A 16,262-nucleotide genomic window follows, 5' to 3' on the forward strand; every position below is an offset into this window, starting at 1 on the left:
CCAAGCCGATCGCGCGGGAGGCGCTGCATGCGTTGCTGCAGCGTTGGGGCCGGGTATCCGCGGATCGCGGACATGCAGCGCTGCCGGAACCTTTGCCATTGCCCGCAGCGCCGAGCGCGCTCGACGGCGAGAGCCCGCTCGATAGCCGAGCACGCGCGATCCAGATTCCACAGCCGGTGCTTGATCGCAGCGTGCTGGACGAGCTGCACGCGGTGATCGGCGATGCCGCTGCGCAGATCGTGGCGGTATTCCTGGAAGACGTACCGCAGCTGGTGCAGCAGTTGCAGCAGGCAGCACAGGGAAACGACACCGAACGCCTGCAGGCGCTGTCGCACAGCCTGAAATCCTCCAGCGCCAACGTCGGCGCGCTGTCGCTGTCAGCAGTGGCGCGGCGGATCGAACATGAAGCCCGCAGTGGCAGCCTGCAGCGGCCTGCCGTGGCAGTGGCGCTGCTGGTGGCGGAGTTCGCCCGCGCGCGCGTGGCGCTGACCGGCTACCTCGCCGGCCAGGCCCGCTGAATCACTCTTCGAGCTTGCTCAGCAGGTACTTCGGCTCACCGATGCGCTCGATCAGCTCCAGCTGGGTTTCCAGCCAGTCGATGTGCTCTTCCTCGGAGTCGAGGATCTTCACGAACAGCTGGCGGCTGACGTAGTCGCCGACCGAATCAGCGTAGGCCACGGCCTCGCGCAGCGTGACCACGCCATCGCGTTCCAGCGACAGATCGCACTGCAGGATCTCGGTCGGGTTCTCACCGATGCGCAGCTTGCCCAGCGCCTGGAAGTTCGGCAGGCCTTCGAGGAACAGGATGCGATCGGCGAGCATGTCGGCATGCTTCATCTCCTCGATCGATTCCTTGTACTCGTGTTCGGCCAGTTCCTTGATGCCCCAGTTCTTCAGCATCTTGGCGTGCAGGAAGTACTGGTTGATCGCGGTCAGCTCGTTGTAGAGGACCTTGTTGAGGAATTCGATGACCTTGGTGTCGCCCTTCATGGGGATGCTCCTGCACGCTGAAATCGCGGGCACTGTAACGCCTTGCGCGCGCGCGTGAAGGAACGCGAATCGTGCGCATTGGCCAATGCGGCCAGCAATGAAGATCAGGAGAACGCAGCGTCAACGCGCTGCGAGACGACTCAGGCGACCTGCGCCAGACCCAGTACCGGCAACGGCAGATCGTGGGTGGCACGTGCCTTGGCCAGCAGATCGCCGGCCATGTCCAGGCAGGAACCGCAGGTAGCGCCGCATCCGGTACGCATGGTCAGCTCGGCCACCGACGTGACGCCATGGCTGGCGGCTTCGCGGATCTGGTGGTCGGTAACACCGTTGCAGATGCAGACGTACACGGGCGGGAACCAGGGCAACAGGCCAATAGCGGCCTGGTCGCTATTCCAATGGAAACGAGAATGGTTGTCAATCAGAGACCTGAACCATTCTCGATACGGTTCAGAGTCCAGCCGGACCCGCCCGCCATGAGGTGGCTACAGGCGCAACAGCCCAAGTGCCAGCACCGGTGTACTGAAGAAGACGATCAGCCACTGCACGCCCCCACCTGCCGCTCTCAGGCGTAGCAGGTGGTCCGCCAGGAACAGCGCACCCGCACAGGTCGCGAAGGCGAGGCACGCCCCCAGCGCAAGCGGCATCCATGCGATGCCGCCGAGGACCACCACGCTCAACAACAGCCAGGGAAGGCTTGCCAGACGGACAGCCAGCCCCTGCCGGAAACAGCCGGCAGAGGTGCGTTGTGACCGTTCGACCCGCTCTCTGCGCAGCCTGCCCGTCAAACGGCCCCCGGCTCACCCTTGGCTTTCCGTGGCCAGTACCCGCCGCGCATGGGCGCGCGCTTCCTGGGCCTGTCGTGGCCGGCGGCGTGGCCTGGCATCCAGGCCTCGGCAGCGCTCTTGGGCATGGCACTGATGCCCTGCCCCGCCACCCCCTGGGCCAACGGCGCCAGATGTCGCAGGGCGCGCGCATAGACGCCACGCTTGAACACCACCACATGCTCCACCGGGTACCAGAAGTCGACCCAGCGCCAATGATCGAACTCGGGCGAGTCGGTATGGTCCAGGCTGACGTGCGCCTCGTCACCGGTCAGGCGCAGCAGGAACCAGACCTGCTTCTGGCCGATGCAGACCTGGCGTTCATTGCGGCGGATGGCCCGCGCCGGCAGCTTGTAGCGCAGCCAGCCCGGTGTCGCCCCGAGCACTTCAACGTGCTCCGGCAACAGCCCGGTCTCTTCCTGCAGTTCACGATACATGGCCTCGACAGGCGTCTCGTCGGTGTTCATGCCACCTTGCGGGAACTGCCAGCCATCCCGGCGCACACGTCGTGCCCAGAACACCTGCCCGTCCTGCCGCATCAGCACGATGCCGACGTTCGGTCGATAGCCGTCCGGATCGATCACGATGCGGACTCCTAAGAAAATCTACTGGTTGGGACTATCCCATGCCGTCTGTCGGGCCACAAGCACGATACAAAGGTGTTGACAGTCCTTGTACACATCAGCAGAATAGCGGGCTCACCAAGGCTATGTAGCTCAGCCGGTTAGAGCACAGCACTCATAATGCTGGGGTCGGTGGTTCGAGTCCACCCATAGCCACCACACTGAAAATCAAGTTGTTTTTCAGCGTGAAAAGTGAGAAAATAGTTAGACGTTACATTGCCCCTTAGCCAAGCGGTAAGGCACCTGACTCTGACTCAGGCATCGGTGGTTCGAATCCATCAGGGGCAGCCAAATTAAACGCAAAAGGCCAGATCGAAAGATCTGGCCTTTTGCGTTTAATTTGGTCACGCACTCCACCTTATCCCCGCGCCTGTCGGCGCACCCCCTTGAACATCAAGGGGCCCTCCTCCAGACAGAACTCCGGGGCCGGGTATGCGGAACCACGAGGAGTGCTGGCCGCTGGCCGGCAACCTCGAAATGCGCAGCCCCAGAACGACAAAAGCCCGGCCGAAGCCGGGCTTTTGCTTTTCCAACCAGCGGGCTCCCGAGGGAGCCCAACCAGGCGCGGTAAATCAGCGCTTGGAGAACTGGGTGGCGCGGCGGGCCTTGTGCAGACCGACCTTCTTACGTTCGACTTCGCGGGCGTCGCGGGTCATGAAGCCAGCCTTGCGCAGCTCGGACTTCAGGGTTTCGTCGTACTCGACCAGAGCACGGGCGATGCCCAGACGGATCGCACCGGCCTGGCCGGTGGTGCCGCCGCCAGCGGCGGTGACCAGGATGTCGAAGCTCTCGGTGTTCTTGGTCAGCTCGAGCGGCTGGCGCACGATCATGCGAGCGGTCTCACGGCCGAAGAACTCGTCCAGCGGACGGCCATTGACGGTGATGTTGCCCGAACCCTTGCGCAGGAACACGCGAGCGGTGGAGGACTTGCGGCGGCCAGTGCCGTAGTTTTGAGTGATAGCCATGATTAGATATCCAGAACCTGCGGCTGCTGTGCGGCGTGCGGATGCTCAGTGCCGGCGTAGACCTTGAGCTTGCGGTACATCTGGCGACCCAGCGTGCCCTTCGGCAGCATGCCCTTGACGGCGGTCTCGATCACGCGCTCCGGGTGGCGCTCAAGCGCCTGGGCGAGGGATTCGGTCTTCAGGTTGCCGATGTAACCGGTGAAACGGTGATACATCTTGTCCTGCAGCTTCTTGCCGGTGACGACAATCTTTTCTGCATTGATGACGACCAGGTAGTCGCCGGTATCAACGTGCGGGGTGTAGACCGGCTTGTGCTTGCCACGCAGACGGCGGGCCAGCTCGGTGCAGAGACGGCCCAGGGTCTTGCCCTCGGCGTCGACGAGGTACCAGTCGCGCTGGACGGTCTCGTTCTTGGCAGTGAAAGTGCTCATGAAGAACTCTTGGTTAGGTCGGGCTCATTGCGGCGAAGGACTCGCCGGAACTCTGCCACGCGTTGTGAAAGGTGGAGCGTAAGGGGCGGCATTGTACGCAGCTTGGCTGGCGGGTGCAACCCGGCTTCAGCCCCGGGTTGGCAGGGGGCCGGGGCCGGGCGAGAATCGGGGCCTCCCCCGCTCCACGCCGTGCCGCCATGACCGTGCTTCGCCAGACCACCCCGCTGGACCACCTGCTGACCGAGGCGCAGCGCGCCCTGGACACGGTGTTCGGCAACCCGCCGGCCAGCCGCCCCTACCCGGCCGCGGACACCGGCGAACCCGGCATGGACAGCGCGCAGCGTCGCCACGCGGCCGGGCTGATGCGGATCAACCATGTCGGTGAGGTCTGCGCCCAGGGCCTGTACTTCGGCCAGGCTGCGGTGGCGCGCGACCCGGCAACCCGCGAACACCTGCTGGAAGCGGCCCAGGAAGAGACCGATCACCTGGCGTGGTGCGCCACCCGCCTGGGCGAGCTGGACAGCCGCCCGAGCCTGTTCAATCCGCTCTGGTACGCCGGCAGCTACACCATCGGCACCCTGGCCGGGCTGCGCGGCGACGGCTGGAACCTGGGTTTCGTGGTCGAGACCGAGCGCCAGGTGGAAGCCCATCTGGACGAACACCTGGTCGACCTGCCGGCCGGGGATCTGCGCAGCCGCGCGGTCATCCGGGTGATGAAGGAAGACGAGGCCCGGCATGCCGAGCATGCCGAACAGGCCGGCGCCCGCCGCCTGCCGTTCCCGATTCCCGGCGCGATGGCGCTGGCCTCCAAGGTAATGAAGACCATTGCCTACCGGCTGTAACCCGCATGAGGGTAGTGCCGGCCGCTGGCCGGCAACCCCGCATGTGGCGCCGCAGGTCATGAGGTTGTCGGCCAGCGGCCGGCACTACCCGGGCTTAGTTGGGCGACACCAGCTTCAGGCCGATCACACCGGCCACGATCAGGCCCACGCAGGCCAGGCGTGCTGGCGAGGCGCTGTCGTTGAACAGATAGATGCCCAGCACCGTCACGCCCATGGCGCCGATGCCGGTCCAGATCGCGTAGGCCGTGCCGACCGGAATGTTCTTCATCGCCTGGCTCATCAGGTACAGGCTGATCAGGGCCGACACCACCGTCAGGGCGGTCGGCACGGGTTTGCTGAAACCTTCGGAGTACTTCATTCCAAGGGCGAATCCGATCTCGAACAGACCGGCCAGCAGCAGATAGATCCAGGGCATGGGTGGGGGCTCCTTACCTTTTTTGAGAAAAACGAAACGGCCCGGTGTTTTCACACCGGGCCGTAGGTCGGTACATCGCCGTGGAACTGAAGATTGCGCCAAGCGCAGGCTCCACGGGGCGGGGCGTCCCGCCTGGGTGGCGATGCCTGACGGCATCGCGCATGGGTCACTCAGCCAGGTTGCGGCCGTGGAACAGCTCTTCGATCTCACGACGCAGCAGCGCTTCGATCTTCATGCGTTCCTTGAACGAGATGTTCTTGGCCTTCTCCTCGAACAGGTACTGGTCCAGGTCGAAGTCCTTCAGGTGCATCTTCGTGTGGAAGATGTTTTCCTGGTAGACGTTGACGTCGAACATCTCGTAACGCGACTTGATGTTCTTGGCCAGGAAGTTCTGGATCGAGTTGATCTTGTGATCGATGTAGTGCTTCTTGCCCTTCACATCACGCGTGAAGCCACGGACACGGTAGTCCATGATCACGATGTCCGATTCCAGGCTCTCGATCAGGTAGTTCAGTGCCTTCAACGGCGAAATGACGCCGCAGGTAGCCACGTCGATATCGGCGCGGAAGGTGGCAATGCCTTCCTGCGGGTGCGTTTCCGGATAGGTGTGCACGGTGATGTGCGACTTGTCCATGTGCGCGACCACGGCATCGGAAATCAACTCCTTGCCGGCCTGCTTCTTGTCGATCACCGGCTCTTCGGAGATCAGGATCGTCACCGAGGCACCCTGCGGATCGTAATCCTGGCGCGCCACGTTGAGGATGTTGGCGCCGATGATCTCAGCGACATCGGTCAAGATTTGAGTAAGCCTGTCGGCGTTGTACTCTTCATCGATGTATTCAATGTAACGCTGACGCTCCTCTTCGGTGCGCGCGTAACACACGTCATAGATGTTGAAGCTCAGCGCCTTGGTGAGGTTGTTGAAACCCTGCAACCTCAGGCGAGGCAACGGCTTGACCACGGCGGTCGATTCCTGTGTAAGAAGGGAAAGGGGGAATTATGCGGCATAAGTGTCTCCAGGGGGAACGTGAAGACGCTCAGCTTCTGGCACACTGTTTGCCCTTAACAATTGCGCTGGTTAAGCTCCGCTATCGACCCCGTGAATCCGTTCATGCGCAGAGGGAGCGCCCCTATCGTGTCAACCGTGCGCCTAGCTAGCAGCCCATTGGCCTTGGACATCGCAACAATCGACCGCTTTCTGGCCCACAGCCACAGGCGGCGCTATCCCACCCGTACCGACGTCTTCCGACCCGGTGACCCGGCTGGCACCCTGTATTACGTCATCAGCGGCTCGGTTTCGATCATGGCCGAGGAGGAGGAGGACCGTGAGCTGGTACTGGGCTATTTCGGCGCCGGCGAGTTCGTCGGCGAGATGGGCCTGTTCGTGGAGTCGGACCGCCGCGAGGTGATCCTGCGCACCCGGACTGCCTGTGAGCTGGCCGAAATCAGTTACGAGCGCCTGCATCAGCTGTTCCTCGGCCCGCTGTCGGCCGATGCCCCGCGCCTGCTGTACGCGCTGGGCCAGCAGATCTCCAAGCGCTTGCTGGACACCAGCCGCAAGGCCAGCCGCCTGGCCTTCCTGGATGTCACCGACCGTATCGTGCGCACCCTGCACGATCTGGCGCAGGAGCCGGAGTCGATGACTCACCCGCAGGGCAGCCAGCTGCGCGTCTCACGCCAGGAACTGGCCCGTCTGGTCGGTTGCTCGCGCGAAATGGCCGGCCGGGTGTTGAAGAAGCTGCAGACCGATGGCCTGCTGCACGCCCGCGGCAAGACCGTGGTGCTGTACGGCACCCGTTGATCGACAGAAGTCCGCCGGGCATGGCCCGGCGCTACCCCAAGGCCTCCACCACGGTAGCGCCGGGCCATGCCCGGCGGATCGTCGTACGTGCGACACACCATCGCATGTCGCGCACACCCGCATCCGCTAGGCTCGATCCATGGAGCTGAGCAGCGAATTCTGGTGGTTCATCCTCATCGGCCTCGGCGCGCAGCTGGTCGATGGCGCGCTGGGCATGGCATTCGGGCTGGTTTCTTCATCAGTGCTGCTCAGCATGGGGCTGCCTCCCGCACAGGTCAGCGCCAGCGTCCATACCGCTGAAGTGTTCACCACCGGGGCCTCCGGTGTGTCGCATCTGGTAGCCGGAAATGTCGACAAACGCCTGTTCTTCCGCCTCGCCCTGCCCGGCGCCCTGGGCGGCGCACTCGGCGCGTACGTGCTGACACAGGTCCCTGGCGACCTGATCCGCCCGCTGATCTACCTGTACCTGCTGGTGCTGGCCATCATCATCCTGGCCCGCGCGGCCGGCCGCTGGATGCCCAAGGGCGAGATCCGCCGGGTGCCGGTGCTGGGTTTCTTCGCCGGCCTGCTCGATGCCAGCGGCGGCGGCGGCTGGGGCCCGGTGGCCACCTCCACCCTGCTCGCCCGCGGCGGTCAGGCCAGGACCACGATCGGCACCGTCAACGCAGCCGAGTTCGTGGTCACCTTGACCATTTCGGCCACGTTCCTGCTGTCGATGGGTGTGCAGCACCTGCAGATCGTCGCCGGCCTGTTGATCGGCGGCATGATGGCCGCGCCGGTGGCGGCGGTGCTGGTGAAGCGGGTGAAGGAACGCTGGGTACTGGTCGCAGTGGGCGTGCTGGTGCTGACCATCAGCCTGTTCCAGGTGGGCCATGCGCTGTTCGGGTATCTGTACCGCTGACCGCTCGCCGGGCATGGCCCGGCGCTACCCGCGTGGGATCCGGTAGTGCCGGCAGACCCGTCATCCCGCCACACCCGGCGGGATCGATTACGCCTTGTCGCCGCCCCGGTCCACGCAACCCCAGTTGAGGATGCGGGTACCGGCCGGCAGCACGCGGCGGAAGAATTCCACCTTGGCCGGCTTCGGGTTGACCACCACCGGCGCTTTCGCCGCAAGCAGCAGCGGCAGGTCGGCGGTGCTGTCGGAGTAGGCGATATCGATGTCGCCGTAGCCGCGCTCGCGCAGCATGCGCATCTTCTCTTCGTTGTGGCAGTGCCGGGTCGGCCCCACCCCGCCCAGCCGCGGCCCCACTTCGGTGCCGATCACCGGCACGTCCTGGTGGGCGACGAAGGCCAGGATCGCGCGGGCCAGCTCCGGCGGTGCGCCGGTGGCCACCACCACGCGATCACCCTTGGCACGGTGCGCGGCGAACACCTCCAGCGCCTGCGGCAGCAGCTTGGCGCGCATCTGCGCCTCGTTGCGCAGCACATAGGCATCGATCACCTTGTTGAACTCGCGGGCGCGATGCAGGCCGAAGCTGCCGATCCAGACGTAGACCGAGATACCGGCACGGCGGGTCGGCAGCATCGCCACCATCGGCCCGGCAATCGGAGTGACCAGCAGCGCCGCCAGCATCCGCAGCGGGTTGCGCTTGATCAGCGAGGCGAACAGGTGGGTACCCGAATCGCCGTCATACAGGGTGTGGTCGAAGTCGAAGACCACCAGCGGCGCATCCTCGCGCGGCGTTGGATAGTACGTTTTCATGCTGCGAAGAATAGCTGACGCAGACCCTCGCCCGGCTCTTCCACGCGCATGAAGGCCTCGCCGACCAGGAACGAGTGGATGCCGGCATCGCGCATCAGCGCCACATCCTGCGGGCCGAGAATGCCGCTCTCGGTGACCAGCAGGCGGTCGCGCGGTACGGCCAGGCGCATGTCCAGCGTGGTCTGCAGCGACACCTCGAAGGTGCGCAGGTTGCGGTTGTTGATGCCGATCATCGGCGCCGGCACCTGCAGTGCACGCTCCAGCTCGTCGATGTCGTGCACTTCCACCAGCACGTCCATGCCCAGCGACATCGCCAGTTCGGACAGCGTGGCCAGCTGCGTATCGTCCAGCGCGGCGACGATCAGCAGGATGCAGTCGGCGCCGAGCACGCGCGCCTCGACCACCTGGTAGGCGTCGATCACGAAGTCCTTGCGCAGCACCGGCAGCGTGCAGGCTTCGCGCGCCTGCTGCAGGTAGGCGTCGGCCCCCTGGAAGAAATCGACATCGGTCAGCACCGACAGGCAGCTGGCGCCGCCGAACTCATAGCTGACCGCAATGTCGGCCGGGCGGAAGTCGGGGCGGATCACGCCCTTGGACGGGCTGGCCTTCTTCACTTCGGCAATCACCGCTGGATCACCATTGGCCACGGCGGCCTGCAGCGCGCGCACGAAGCCGCGCACCGGTGGCGCATCGGCCAGCGCCGCCTGCAGCTCCTCAAGCGGTCGCTGTGCGCGGCGCTGGGCTACTTCTTCGGCCTTGCGGGCCAGGATCGTCTGCAGGATATCGCTCATCGTCGTCGGGTCGGTGCTGGGGCGGTGAGGACGACCATTATCGGCCATCGGGTGGGTCAGGCTGAACCGCGCGCTCAGGCAACCAGCGCGCGGGTGGTATCGACATACTGCTGCAGGCGGGCACGGGCGCTGCCATCGGCGATGACCGCGCGGGCGCGGGCCAGGCCGTCGCCGATATCGCTGGCCACGCCGGCCACGTACAACGCGGCGCCCGCATTCAGGGCGACGATGTCCAGCGCCGGGCCCGGCTCGTTGTCCAGCACCGCGCGCAGCATGGCGATGGACTGCTCCGGGCCGTCCACACGCAGGTTGCGACTGGCCGACATGGCGATGCCGAAGTCTTCCGGATGGATCTCATACTCGCGCACCTTGCCGTCGCGCAGCTCACCCACCAGGGTGCCGGCGCCCAGCGAGATCTCGTCCATGTTGTCGCGGCCCCACACCACCATCGCGCGCTCGGCGCCCAGTTCGCGCAGCACGCGCGCCTGGATGCCCACCAGATCGGGATGGAACACGCCCATCAGCACCGACGGCGCATTGGCCGGGTTGGTCAGCGGACCGAGGATGTTGAAGATGGTGCGCACCCCCATCTCGCGACGCACCGGCGCCACCACCTTCATCGACGGATGGTGGATCGGCGCGAACATGAAGCCGATGCCGGTCTGTTCGATGGCCGCGGCCACCTGCGCAGGCTGCAGCTCGATCGCCGCGCCCAGTGCTTCGACCGCATCGGCACTGCCGGACTTGGACGACACGCTGCGGTTGCCATGCTTGGCCACGCGCGCGCCGGCGGCGGCGGCAACGAACATCGCGCAGGTGGAGATGTTGAACGTATGCGAGCCATCGCCACCGGTGCCGACGATGTCGACCAGGTGGGTGGTATCGGCGACCGGCACGGCCAGCGCGAATTCGCGCATCACCGTTGCGGCGGCAGCGATCTCGTCGATGGTTTCCTTCTTCACCCGCAGGCCGGTGAGGATGGCGGCGGTCATCATCGGCGAGACGTCGCCGCGCATGATCTGCCGCATCAGGTCGACCATTTCGTCGAAGAAGATCTCGCGATGCTCGATGGTGCGTTGCAGGGCTTCCTGGGGGGAGAAGCTCATCGGAATACTCCTTGGATCAGGCAGCCGGGCGCTGCAGGAAATTGCGCAGCAGCGCGTGACCGTGTTCGGTAAGGATCGATTCGGGATGGAACTGCACGCCCTCGACCGGGAACTGGCGGTGGCGCAGGCCCATGATCTCTTCGATCGAGCCGTCCTCGTTCTCGGTCCACGCGGTCACTTCCAGCACGTCGGGCAGGCTGTTCTTGTCCACCACCAGCGAGTGGTAGCGGGTGGCCTGGTAACCGTCCGGCAGGCCGGCGAACACGCCCTTGCCCTGATGGCGGATCGGCGAGGTCTTGCCGTGCATGATGTTGCCGGCACGGATGACCGTACCGCCGTAGACCTGGCCGATACCCTGGTGGCCCAGGCACACGCCGAGGATCGGCGTGGTCGGCCCAAGGCGCTGGATCAGCTCCAGCGACACGCCCGCTTCGTTGGGCGTGCACGGGCCGGGCGAGATGACGATGCGCTCGGGTTTCTGCGCGGCGATCTCGTCCACGCTCATCGCATCGTTGCGCACCACCTTCACCTCGGCACCCAGCGTCTGCAGGTACTGCACGAGGTTGTAGGTGAAGCTGTCGTAGTTGTCGATCATCCACAACATGGTCAGGTTCCGTCGCTTATCAGGAAAATGGCGTACACGTTTTCGGTGTAGGTGATGGGGCCGGCTTCGATCGATTCGCGCGCGCGCGAGCCGGTTGCCTCGATGCTGGTCTGTGCCGGAGCCGGCGGACTGGGCGGCGTGACCATGTCACCGCTGCGGGGCCAGCTGCCTGCCTGCACGCCGTATGCAAAGTTCGGGGCCACGTCGGAGATGCTGTAGAGGCCGGTGATGCGCGCGCCATAGACCGCGGCAAGGTGCTTGGCGGAGGCGCGTGTCTGCGTTGCCGCTTCGGCCTTGAGTTCGCCACGCAGTGCGGCTTCCTTCGAGTAGCCAGGCCGCATGCTGCTGATCTGCAGGTCGTCGCTGGCATCGACCGCACGCAGGAAGGCCTGCAGGTCGCCGGTGGTGCCGAAGCTGCCCTTCAGGCGCCGGCTCACCCGCGTCCCCAGGTATTCCTGCTTGCCCTGCACGCTATAACGGTAGTCCGGCTGGATGGTCAGGTTGTCTGCCACCACGCTTGCCGGCAGTGCATGGTTGCGCTTGAACGCACCCAGCACCGCATCGACATTGCCCTGCACGCGCGAGCGCGCAGTATCCGGCTGAAGATCGGTGGACTTGACCAGCAGTTCGACGGTGAACCGGTCCGGCATCACCGTTCGCGCGCCCTCGCCCTTCACCAGCAGGTGCGGCTGCGAGGGAATGGTGTTGGCCTGCGCCCAGGCAGACGGGGCGGCTGACAACAGCAGCGAAGACCACAGCAGTACGCTCAGCAGCTTCATCTTCTACTCCTTGCTGGAAACGGGTTCGGGCAGGCCGGCGGCAACCAGATCGGCAGCATGCCGCTTGGCCAGCTGCTGACCCATGAAGCGCGCGTAGCCCAGCGACAGGTGATGCTGGTCGTAGAAGGCCGGCTCGCCGTTGGCCTCCATCACACAGCCCTCCATTGCGTTGCCACCGCACAGCAGTTCGTACTTGCTGATGTAGAGGTACGGCAGCGACTTCACCTGTGGGATGGTCGACTTGGCGCGCTCATCCGGGTTGAAGTAGTTCACAAGGTCCGGCCGCTTGCATGCGTCGAAGCTTCCATAGCGGTTGTAGAGCGACGCACAATCGGACGTGGTCTGCAGGAAGGAGCCGATCGCGATGATCTTCAACTGCGGGTTGCGCGTCTTCAGGATCTCCAGAATCCGCCACAGGTCGGCGGCGATCGGGTCGAAGCCCTGATGCGTGTTGTAGACAACCACGTCCAGCGCCTGCACCAAGCGGTCATCGTCGAGTGCCGCAAAGCGGGTATCGCACGCCAGTTCGGGCGTGGGCGATGCAATGCGCCCCCGCTCCAGCACCACCTTGCAATCGTTGACGGTCCCGAAATTGATCAGGTTCACGCGGCGGTCGTGCCCGTAGATCTGCGCGAAGGCGTTGAACCCATCGGGCTCATGCGAATTGCCGAACAGCAGCACCTGCACCGGTCGATCCATGGGGCAGCGCGATGAGTCCTGCAGCGACTGCACGTTGCAGGCCGCGGCAAGGGCTTCGAACCGGCGTCCCTTGCCGGCCTCGATGTCGGCGGCCGCCAGCGGCTGGAACACTGGCACTTCGGCGCGGGCCGCAGGGCCTTGCGCGGAGGCGCTGGCCGTCGTGCCTGGCCCGACCATGCCGGGGGTGAAGTACTGGTAGCGCCAGACCATGCCGTTGGATGCCAGCACCGCCACGCCCAGTGCACAGCAGAACAACGAGACGCCCAGCGTGCGGCCCACCAGCGCTCCCTTGGGCGCGGCCGGATCGACATAGCGGAAACGCACTTCGACCCAATGGTGCAGCGCCACGGCCGTCAGCAGCGACAGCACCACCATCAGGCTGAACTGCACCGCCCACGGCGAGTGCGGCATGAACTGGGTGACGAAAACCACCACCGGCCAATGAGTCAGGTACAGCGAGTAGCTGATCTTGCCGAACCAGACGGCCAGGGGGTTGGCCAACAGCAGCGCGGTGGCATGCGAGCGGCTCGATGCGATGACCAGCAGCGTGCCCAGGCAAGGTGCGATAGCGTTGGTGTACGGGAAGACGTCCCCTTCCACCAGGGTGATGATCGAATACACGATCAGGGCGACGCCGACAGCGAACATGCCTTCATGCAGCCAGCGCGACGCCGGCAGCCGCGCGGCGATGAAGCAGCCGGCTGCGCCGATGGCGAACTCGAACACGCGGAACTGCGGCAGGAAGAACAGATCCGAAGCGAATCCCACGCTCTGCCCGGCCACGGCCAGGTGATTGGCCAGGAAACTGGCTGCCCCGGCGACGACGATGCCCCAGGCGATGCCGCGGCGGCCGCCGAACCGATGGCAAAGGAACAGGAACGCCGGCCAGAGCAGGTAGAACTGCTCCTCCACGCTCAGCGACCAGGTGTGCAGCAGGGGCTTGGTCTGCGAGGCCGCATCGAAGTAGCCGCTCTCCGACCAGAACAGCAGGTTGGATACCGACAGCGCCGAGGCCAACAGGGACTTGCCATAGGCGACCAGGTCGGCAGGGGTCAGGCTGAGCACGGCCAGCACGGTGGTCGCCAGCAGGGTGACGATCAGTGCTGGCAGGATGCGCCGGACCCGGCGGGCGTAGAAATTGCCGAAGCGGAAACCACCCGTTTCCACCAGCTCACTGCGGATGATGGAGGTGATCAGATAGCCACTGATCACGAAGAAGATGTCGACGCCGACATAGCCACCGCCCAGTCCAGGCACGCCGAAGTGGAAGAGCAGGACCGCGAGCACCGCGACGCAGCGCAGTCCATCAATGTGCGGCATATACCGGGAGGTGGCGCTTTTCATGATCTGCAGAAACCCATTCAAGTGGGCGCGGTGCATCCCATGCACCGCGTGACGGACAGCCTTGGACGACGAGAAAGGTTACAGGCCCTTGGCGGCCTGGGCGACGGCGCGGAACAGCGCGCGGCCCTTGTTCATCGTCTCGTCCCATTCCTTGTCCGGGTCGGAGTCGTAGACGATGCCGGCGCCGGCCTGCACATACAGACGGCCGTCCTTGATCACCGCAGTGCGGATCGCGATCGCAGTATCAGCATCGCCGTGCCAGCCGATGTAGCCGATGCTGCCGGCGTAGACATTGCGCTTGATCGGTTCCAGCTCGCGGATCACTTCTAGCGCGCGGATCTTCGGCGCGCCGCTGACCGTACCGGCCGGGAAGGTGGCGCGCAGCACGTCGGCGTAGCTCAGGCCCGGCTGCAGCTGCCCGGTCACTTCGCTGACGATGTGCATCACGTGGCTGTAGCGTTCGATCACGAACTGCTCGCCCACTTCGACGGTGCCGGCCTTGGACACGCGGCCGGCGTCATTGCGGCCCAGGTCGATCAGCATCAGGTGCTCGGCTCGTTCCTTTGGATCGGCCAGCAGCTCGACCTCCAGCGCCTGGTCCAGCTCCGGCGTGGCGCCGCGCGGGCGGGTGCCGGCGATCGGGCGTACGGTCACTTCCCCGTCCTGCAGACGCACCAGGATTTCCGGCGAGGAGCCGACCACCTGCAGGTCGCCGACATCCAGGAAATACATGTACGGCGACGGGTTCAGGGCACGCAGCGCGCGGTAGACATCCACCGGGCGTGCCTTGAACGGCACGCTCAGGCGCTGGCTGAGCACCACCTGGAAGATGTCGCCTGCACGGATGTACTCCTTGCTGCGCTGGACCGCGTCGACGAAGCCTTCTCGGGTGAAACCGGAAACGAAATCGGACTCGTCCAGCACGTCGCTGGTCAGCGGCGCCGGATAGCCGGCACCCGGCGCGCGCAGCCTGGCCGCCAGCGCATCCAGGCGTGTCTGGGCCTGCTCGAAGGCGCCTTCGACACGCGGATCGGCATGCACGATCAGGTACAGCCGGCCCTTCAGGTTGTCAAACACCGCCAGCTCATCGGAGTGCAGCAGCAGGATGTCCGGCGTACCCAGTTCGTCACGGCCGGCCGGCGATGCCAGCCGCGGCTCGATGTAGCCGATGCATTCGAAGCCGAACCAGCCGACCAGGCCACCGGTGAAACCCGGCAGGCCTTCCAGCTTGGGCACCGAGTGGGCGCTGCGCAGCGCCTCGACCTCGGCGAACGGGTCGGCCACCTCGCGGGTTTCCACCACCTGGCCGTGCTCGCGTACGGTCAGAGTGTGGCCGTGGAAGGCGTACACGCGGCGTGCCGGCAGACCGATGATCGAGTAACGACCAAAGCGCTCACCGCCTTCGACGGATTCAAACAGGTAGGTATTGGGGCCGTCGGCGAGCTTCAGATAGACCGATAGCGGCGTGTCCAGGTCGGACAGCACTTCGCGGACAACGGGAATATGGGTGTGGCCTTCAGCGGCCTGCTGCTGAAACTGAGCGTGCGAGATCAAGACGACTTTCCTTCCGGGACACAGCGTTATGGGGACGGACGACGGCAACAGGCCACCATCGCCACCAACGGCGTGCGGAAGAAAGGGTATGCGGGGTCGTCAGGCTGGACACCCAATGACTGTATCGCAGCTTTGGCCGCAGGGAAACCCTTTGGCGACGGGCGGTTTGCGCCGCCCTAACCCATCCGCCGCGCCTGTTCCTGGGTCTCCTGCACCTGCTGCTGGGCCAGCGACACCCCCTGGGCCTGCTCGCGACTGGCATTGATCGCGTCGATCTGGGTGGTGCTCGCGCTCAGCGGCTGGGCCATGCCCGCCGCCACATCGACGTGGGCGTGGCGGCGGTGCGCGGCGTTCAGGTCGGGCGTATCCACCGCGAAGGCGCGGCTGTGGTCGTCGCTGAGCACCACGTGGGAAATGGACTCCAGCCCCTCGCGCTTGGCCTGCACGGCCAGTGCACCGGCGAGCTGGTCGCTCTGCAGGTTCGGCACACGGTTGTGGGCGGCATCCAGGGCGTGCACGCCGGTCTGTGCGCCATTGAACAACCGGTAATCGGTGTGGCCAGGGTCATTGATACCGGGCCCGCGCGCAGCGGGCTCTGCTGCCACGCCGGCGCGGCGGCCATCTTCCGGATGCTGTATGCGCTGCTGCTGCTCGACCAGCTTGCGGGCGGCGGCTTCCTGCTTGATCAGCTCTGAATCCAGGCTGGGGATGACGGTCTCGGCCATGCCATGGCGGGCCGTTGCCTCGCCAAATGCTGGACCGATGTTACGGATCAGTCGCGCGGACTGA

The 16,262-nt window shown here is 65.3% G+C and carries 20 protein-coding genes and 2 tRNA genes; 6 read left to right on the plus strand and 16 right to left on the minus strand.

Going from position 1 to position 16,262, the window contains the following annotated elements; translation table 11 throughout:
- Positions 1-518 (plus strand): Hpt domain-containing protein (locus DBR20_RS22730; protein WP_258223227.1); only part of this gene is annotated, 518 nt, incomplete at its 5' end.
- 1 nt (position 519) lies between these two features.
- On the opposite strand, the gene bfr is transcribed toward DBR20_RS22730, so the two are convergent.
- From bfr to DBR20_RS06200, 4 genes are all read right to left on the minus strand, one after another.
- The gene (bfr, locus tag DBR20_RS06185; RefSeq protein ID WP_025874625.1) at positions 520-990 is read right to left on the minus strand and encodes a bacterioferritin; all 471 of its coding nucleotides are present in this window, start codon (positions 988-990) and stop codon (positions 520-522) included.
- A gap of 140 nt (positions 991-1,130) precedes the next feature.
- Entirely contained in the window at positions 1,131-1,340 is a 210-nt protein-coding gene (locus DBR20_RS06190) for a bacterioferritin-associated ferredoxin (RefSeq protein ID WP_089237360.1), read from the minus strand.
- Positions 1,341-1,475: 135 nt separating this feature from the next.
- Positions 1,476-1,664: a hypothetical protein gene (locus DBR20_RS06195; RefSeq protein ID WP_229979522.1), complete on the minus strand. Its 189-nt coding sequence runs from the start codon at positions 1,662-1,664 to the stop codon at positions 1,476-1,478.
- A gap of 110 nt (positions 1,665-1,774) precedes the next feature.
- Positions 1,775-2,398: an RNA pyrophosphohydrolase gene (locus tag DBR20_RS06200; RefSeq protein WP_108265574.1), complete on the minus strand. Its 624-nt coding sequence runs from the start codon at positions 2,396-2,398 to the stop codon at positions 1,775-1,777.
- Positions 2,399-2,519: 121 nt separating this feature from the next.
- Between DBR20_RS06200 and DBR20_RS06205 the strand changes: the two genes are divergently transcribed.
- Together DBR20_RS06205 and DBR20_RS06210 are read left to right on the plus strand one after the other, a co-directional pair.
- Positions 2,520-2,596, plus strand: a tRNA-Met gene (locus DBR20_RS06205).
- Between the two features lie 58 nt (positions 2,597-2,654).
- A tRNA-Gln gene (locus DBR20_RS06210) sits at positions 2,655-2,728 on the plus strand.
- A gap of 281 nt (positions 2,729-3,009) precedes the next feature.
- Here the strand turns inward: DBR20_RS06210 and rpsI are convergent.
- Together rpsI and rplM are read right to left on the minus strand one after the other, a co-directional pair.
- Positions 3,010-3,402, minus strand: a complete 393-nt coding sequence (gene rpsI / locus DBR20_RS06215; RefSeq protein ID WP_005411311.1) for a 30S ribosomal protein S9 — start codon at positions 3,400-3,402, stop codon at positions 3,010-3,012.
- 2 nt (positions 3,403-3,404) lie between these two features.
- Positions 3,405-3,833 (minus strand): 50S ribosomal protein L13, encoded by a 429-nt coding sequence (gene rplM, locus DBR20_RS06220; protein WP_025874623.1) that lies wholly within the window; start codon positions 3,831-3,833, stop codon positions 3,405-3,407.
- Between the two features lie 197 nt (positions 3,834-4,030).
- On the opposite strand from rplM, the gene coq7 reads away from it, so the two are divergent.
- A complete protein-coding gene (coq7, locus tag DBR20_RS06225; protein ID WP_108265575.1) occupies positions 4,031-4,675 on the plus strand; it encodes a 2-polyprenyl-3-methyl-6-methoxy-1,4-benzoquinone monooxygenase in 645 nt (214 codons plus the stop codon).
- A gap of 94 nt (positions 4,676-4,769) precedes the next feature.
- Here the strand turns inward: coq7 and sugE are convergent, their stop codons facing one another.
- Both sugE and speD read right to left on the minus strand, forming a co-directional pair.
- A complete protein-coding gene (gene sugE / locus DBR20_RS06230) occupies positions 4,770-5,090 on the minus strand; it encodes a quaternary ammonium compound efflux SMR transporter SugE (RefSeq protein ID WP_025874621.1) in 321 nt (106 codons plus the stop codon).
- A 166-nt stretch (positions 5,091-5,256) separates the two neighbouring features.
- Positions 5,257-6,051, minus strand: coding sequence for an adenosylmethionine decarboxylase (gene speD, locus DBR20_RS06235; protein WP_025874620.1), 795 nt, complete (start codon positions 6,049-6,051; stop codon positions 5,257-5,259).
- A 150-nt stretch (positions 6,052-6,201) separates the two neighbouring features.
- Between speD and crp the strand changes: the two genes are divergently transcribed.
- Both crp and DBR20_RS06245 read left to right on the plus strand, forming a co-directional pair.
- Positions 6,202-6,891, plus strand: coding sequence for a cAMP-activated global transcriptional regulator CRP (gene crp / locus DBR20_RS06240; RefSeq protein ID WP_089238148.1), 690 nt, complete (start codon positions 6,202-6,204; stop codon positions 6,889-6,891).
- 139 nt (positions 6,892-7,030) lie between these two features.
- Positions 7,031-7,792 carry a sulfite exporter TauE/SafE family protein gene (locus DBR20_RS06245; RefSeq protein WP_108265576.1) on the plus strand — a complete coding sequence of 254 codons (762 nt, stop codon included), beginning with the start codon at positions 7,031-7,033 and terminating at the stop codon, positions 7,790-7,792.
- A gap of 87 nt (positions 7,793-7,879) precedes the next feature.
- Here DBR20_RS06245 and DBR20_RS06250 read toward each other — a convergent pair whose 3' ends face one another.
- From DBR20_RS06250 to DBR20_RS06285, 8 genes are all read right to left on the minus strand, one after another.
- Positions 7,880-8,596: a haloacid dehalogenase-like hydrolase gene (locus DBR20_RS06250; RefSeq protein WP_099819691.1), complete on the minus strand. Its 717-nt coding sequence runs from the start codon at positions 8,594-8,596 to the stop codon at positions 7,880-7,882.
- On the minus strand, positions 8,593-9,387 hold the full coding sequence (gene trpC, locus DBR20_RS06255) for an indole-3-glycerol phosphate synthase TrpC (protein ID WP_033832398.1): 795 nt from the start codon (positions 9,385-9,387) through the stop codon (positions 8,593-8,595). The genes DBR20_RS06250 and trpC overlap by 4 nt, the downstream gene beginning before the upstream one ends.
- Before the next feature lie 74 nt (positions 9,388-9,461).
- Positions 9,462-10,493 carry an anthranilate phosphoribosyltransferase gene (trpD, locus tag DBR20_RS06260; protein WP_089237368.1) on the minus strand — a complete coding sequence of 344 codons (1,032 nt, stop codon included), beginning with the start codon at positions 10,491-10,493 and terminating at the stop codon, positions 9,462-9,464.
- Positions 10,494-10,509: 16 nt separating this feature from the next.
- Positions 10,510-11,097: an aminodeoxychorismate/anthranilate synthase component II gene (locus tag DBR20_RS06265; protein WP_108265577.1), complete on the minus strand. Its 588-nt coding sequence runs from the start codon at positions 11,095-11,097 to the stop codon at positions 10,510-10,512.
- Positions 11,098-11,099: 2 nt separating this feature from the next.
- The gene (locus tag DBR20_RS06270) at positions 11,100-11,876 is read right to left on the minus strand and encodes an SIMPL domain-containing protein (protein WP_108265578.1); all 777 of its coding nucleotides are present in this window, start codon (positions 11,874-11,876) and stop codon (positions 11,100-11,102) included.
- A gap of 3 nt (positions 11,877-11,879) precedes the next feature.
- On the minus strand, positions 11,880-13,955 hold the full coding sequence (locus DBR20_RS06275; RefSeq protein ID WP_108265579.1) for an acyltransferase: 2,076 nt from the start codon (positions 13,953-13,955) through the stop codon (positions 11,880-11,882).
- Between the two features lie 42 nt (positions 13,956-13,997).
- The gene (trpE, locus tag DBR20_RS06280; protein ID WP_108265580.1) at positions 13,998-15,473 is read right to left on the minus strand and encodes an anthranilate synthase component I; all 1,476 of its coding nucleotides are present in this window, start codon (positions 15,471-15,473) and stop codon (positions 13,998-14,000) included.
- Between the two features lie 176 nt (positions 15,474-15,649).
- Positions 15,650-16,262, minus strand: a 613-nt coding sequence (locus DBR20_RS06285; protein ID WP_343125681.1) for an XVIPCD domain-containing protein, incomplete at its 5' end; no start/stop codon positions are given.

The organism is Stenotrophomonas sp. HMWF023 (assembly GCF_003060985.1).
GTDB classification, from domain to species: Bacteria; Pseudomonadota; Gammaproteobacteria; order Xanthomonadales; family Xanthomonadaceae; genus Stenotrophomonas; species Stenotrophomonas lactitubi.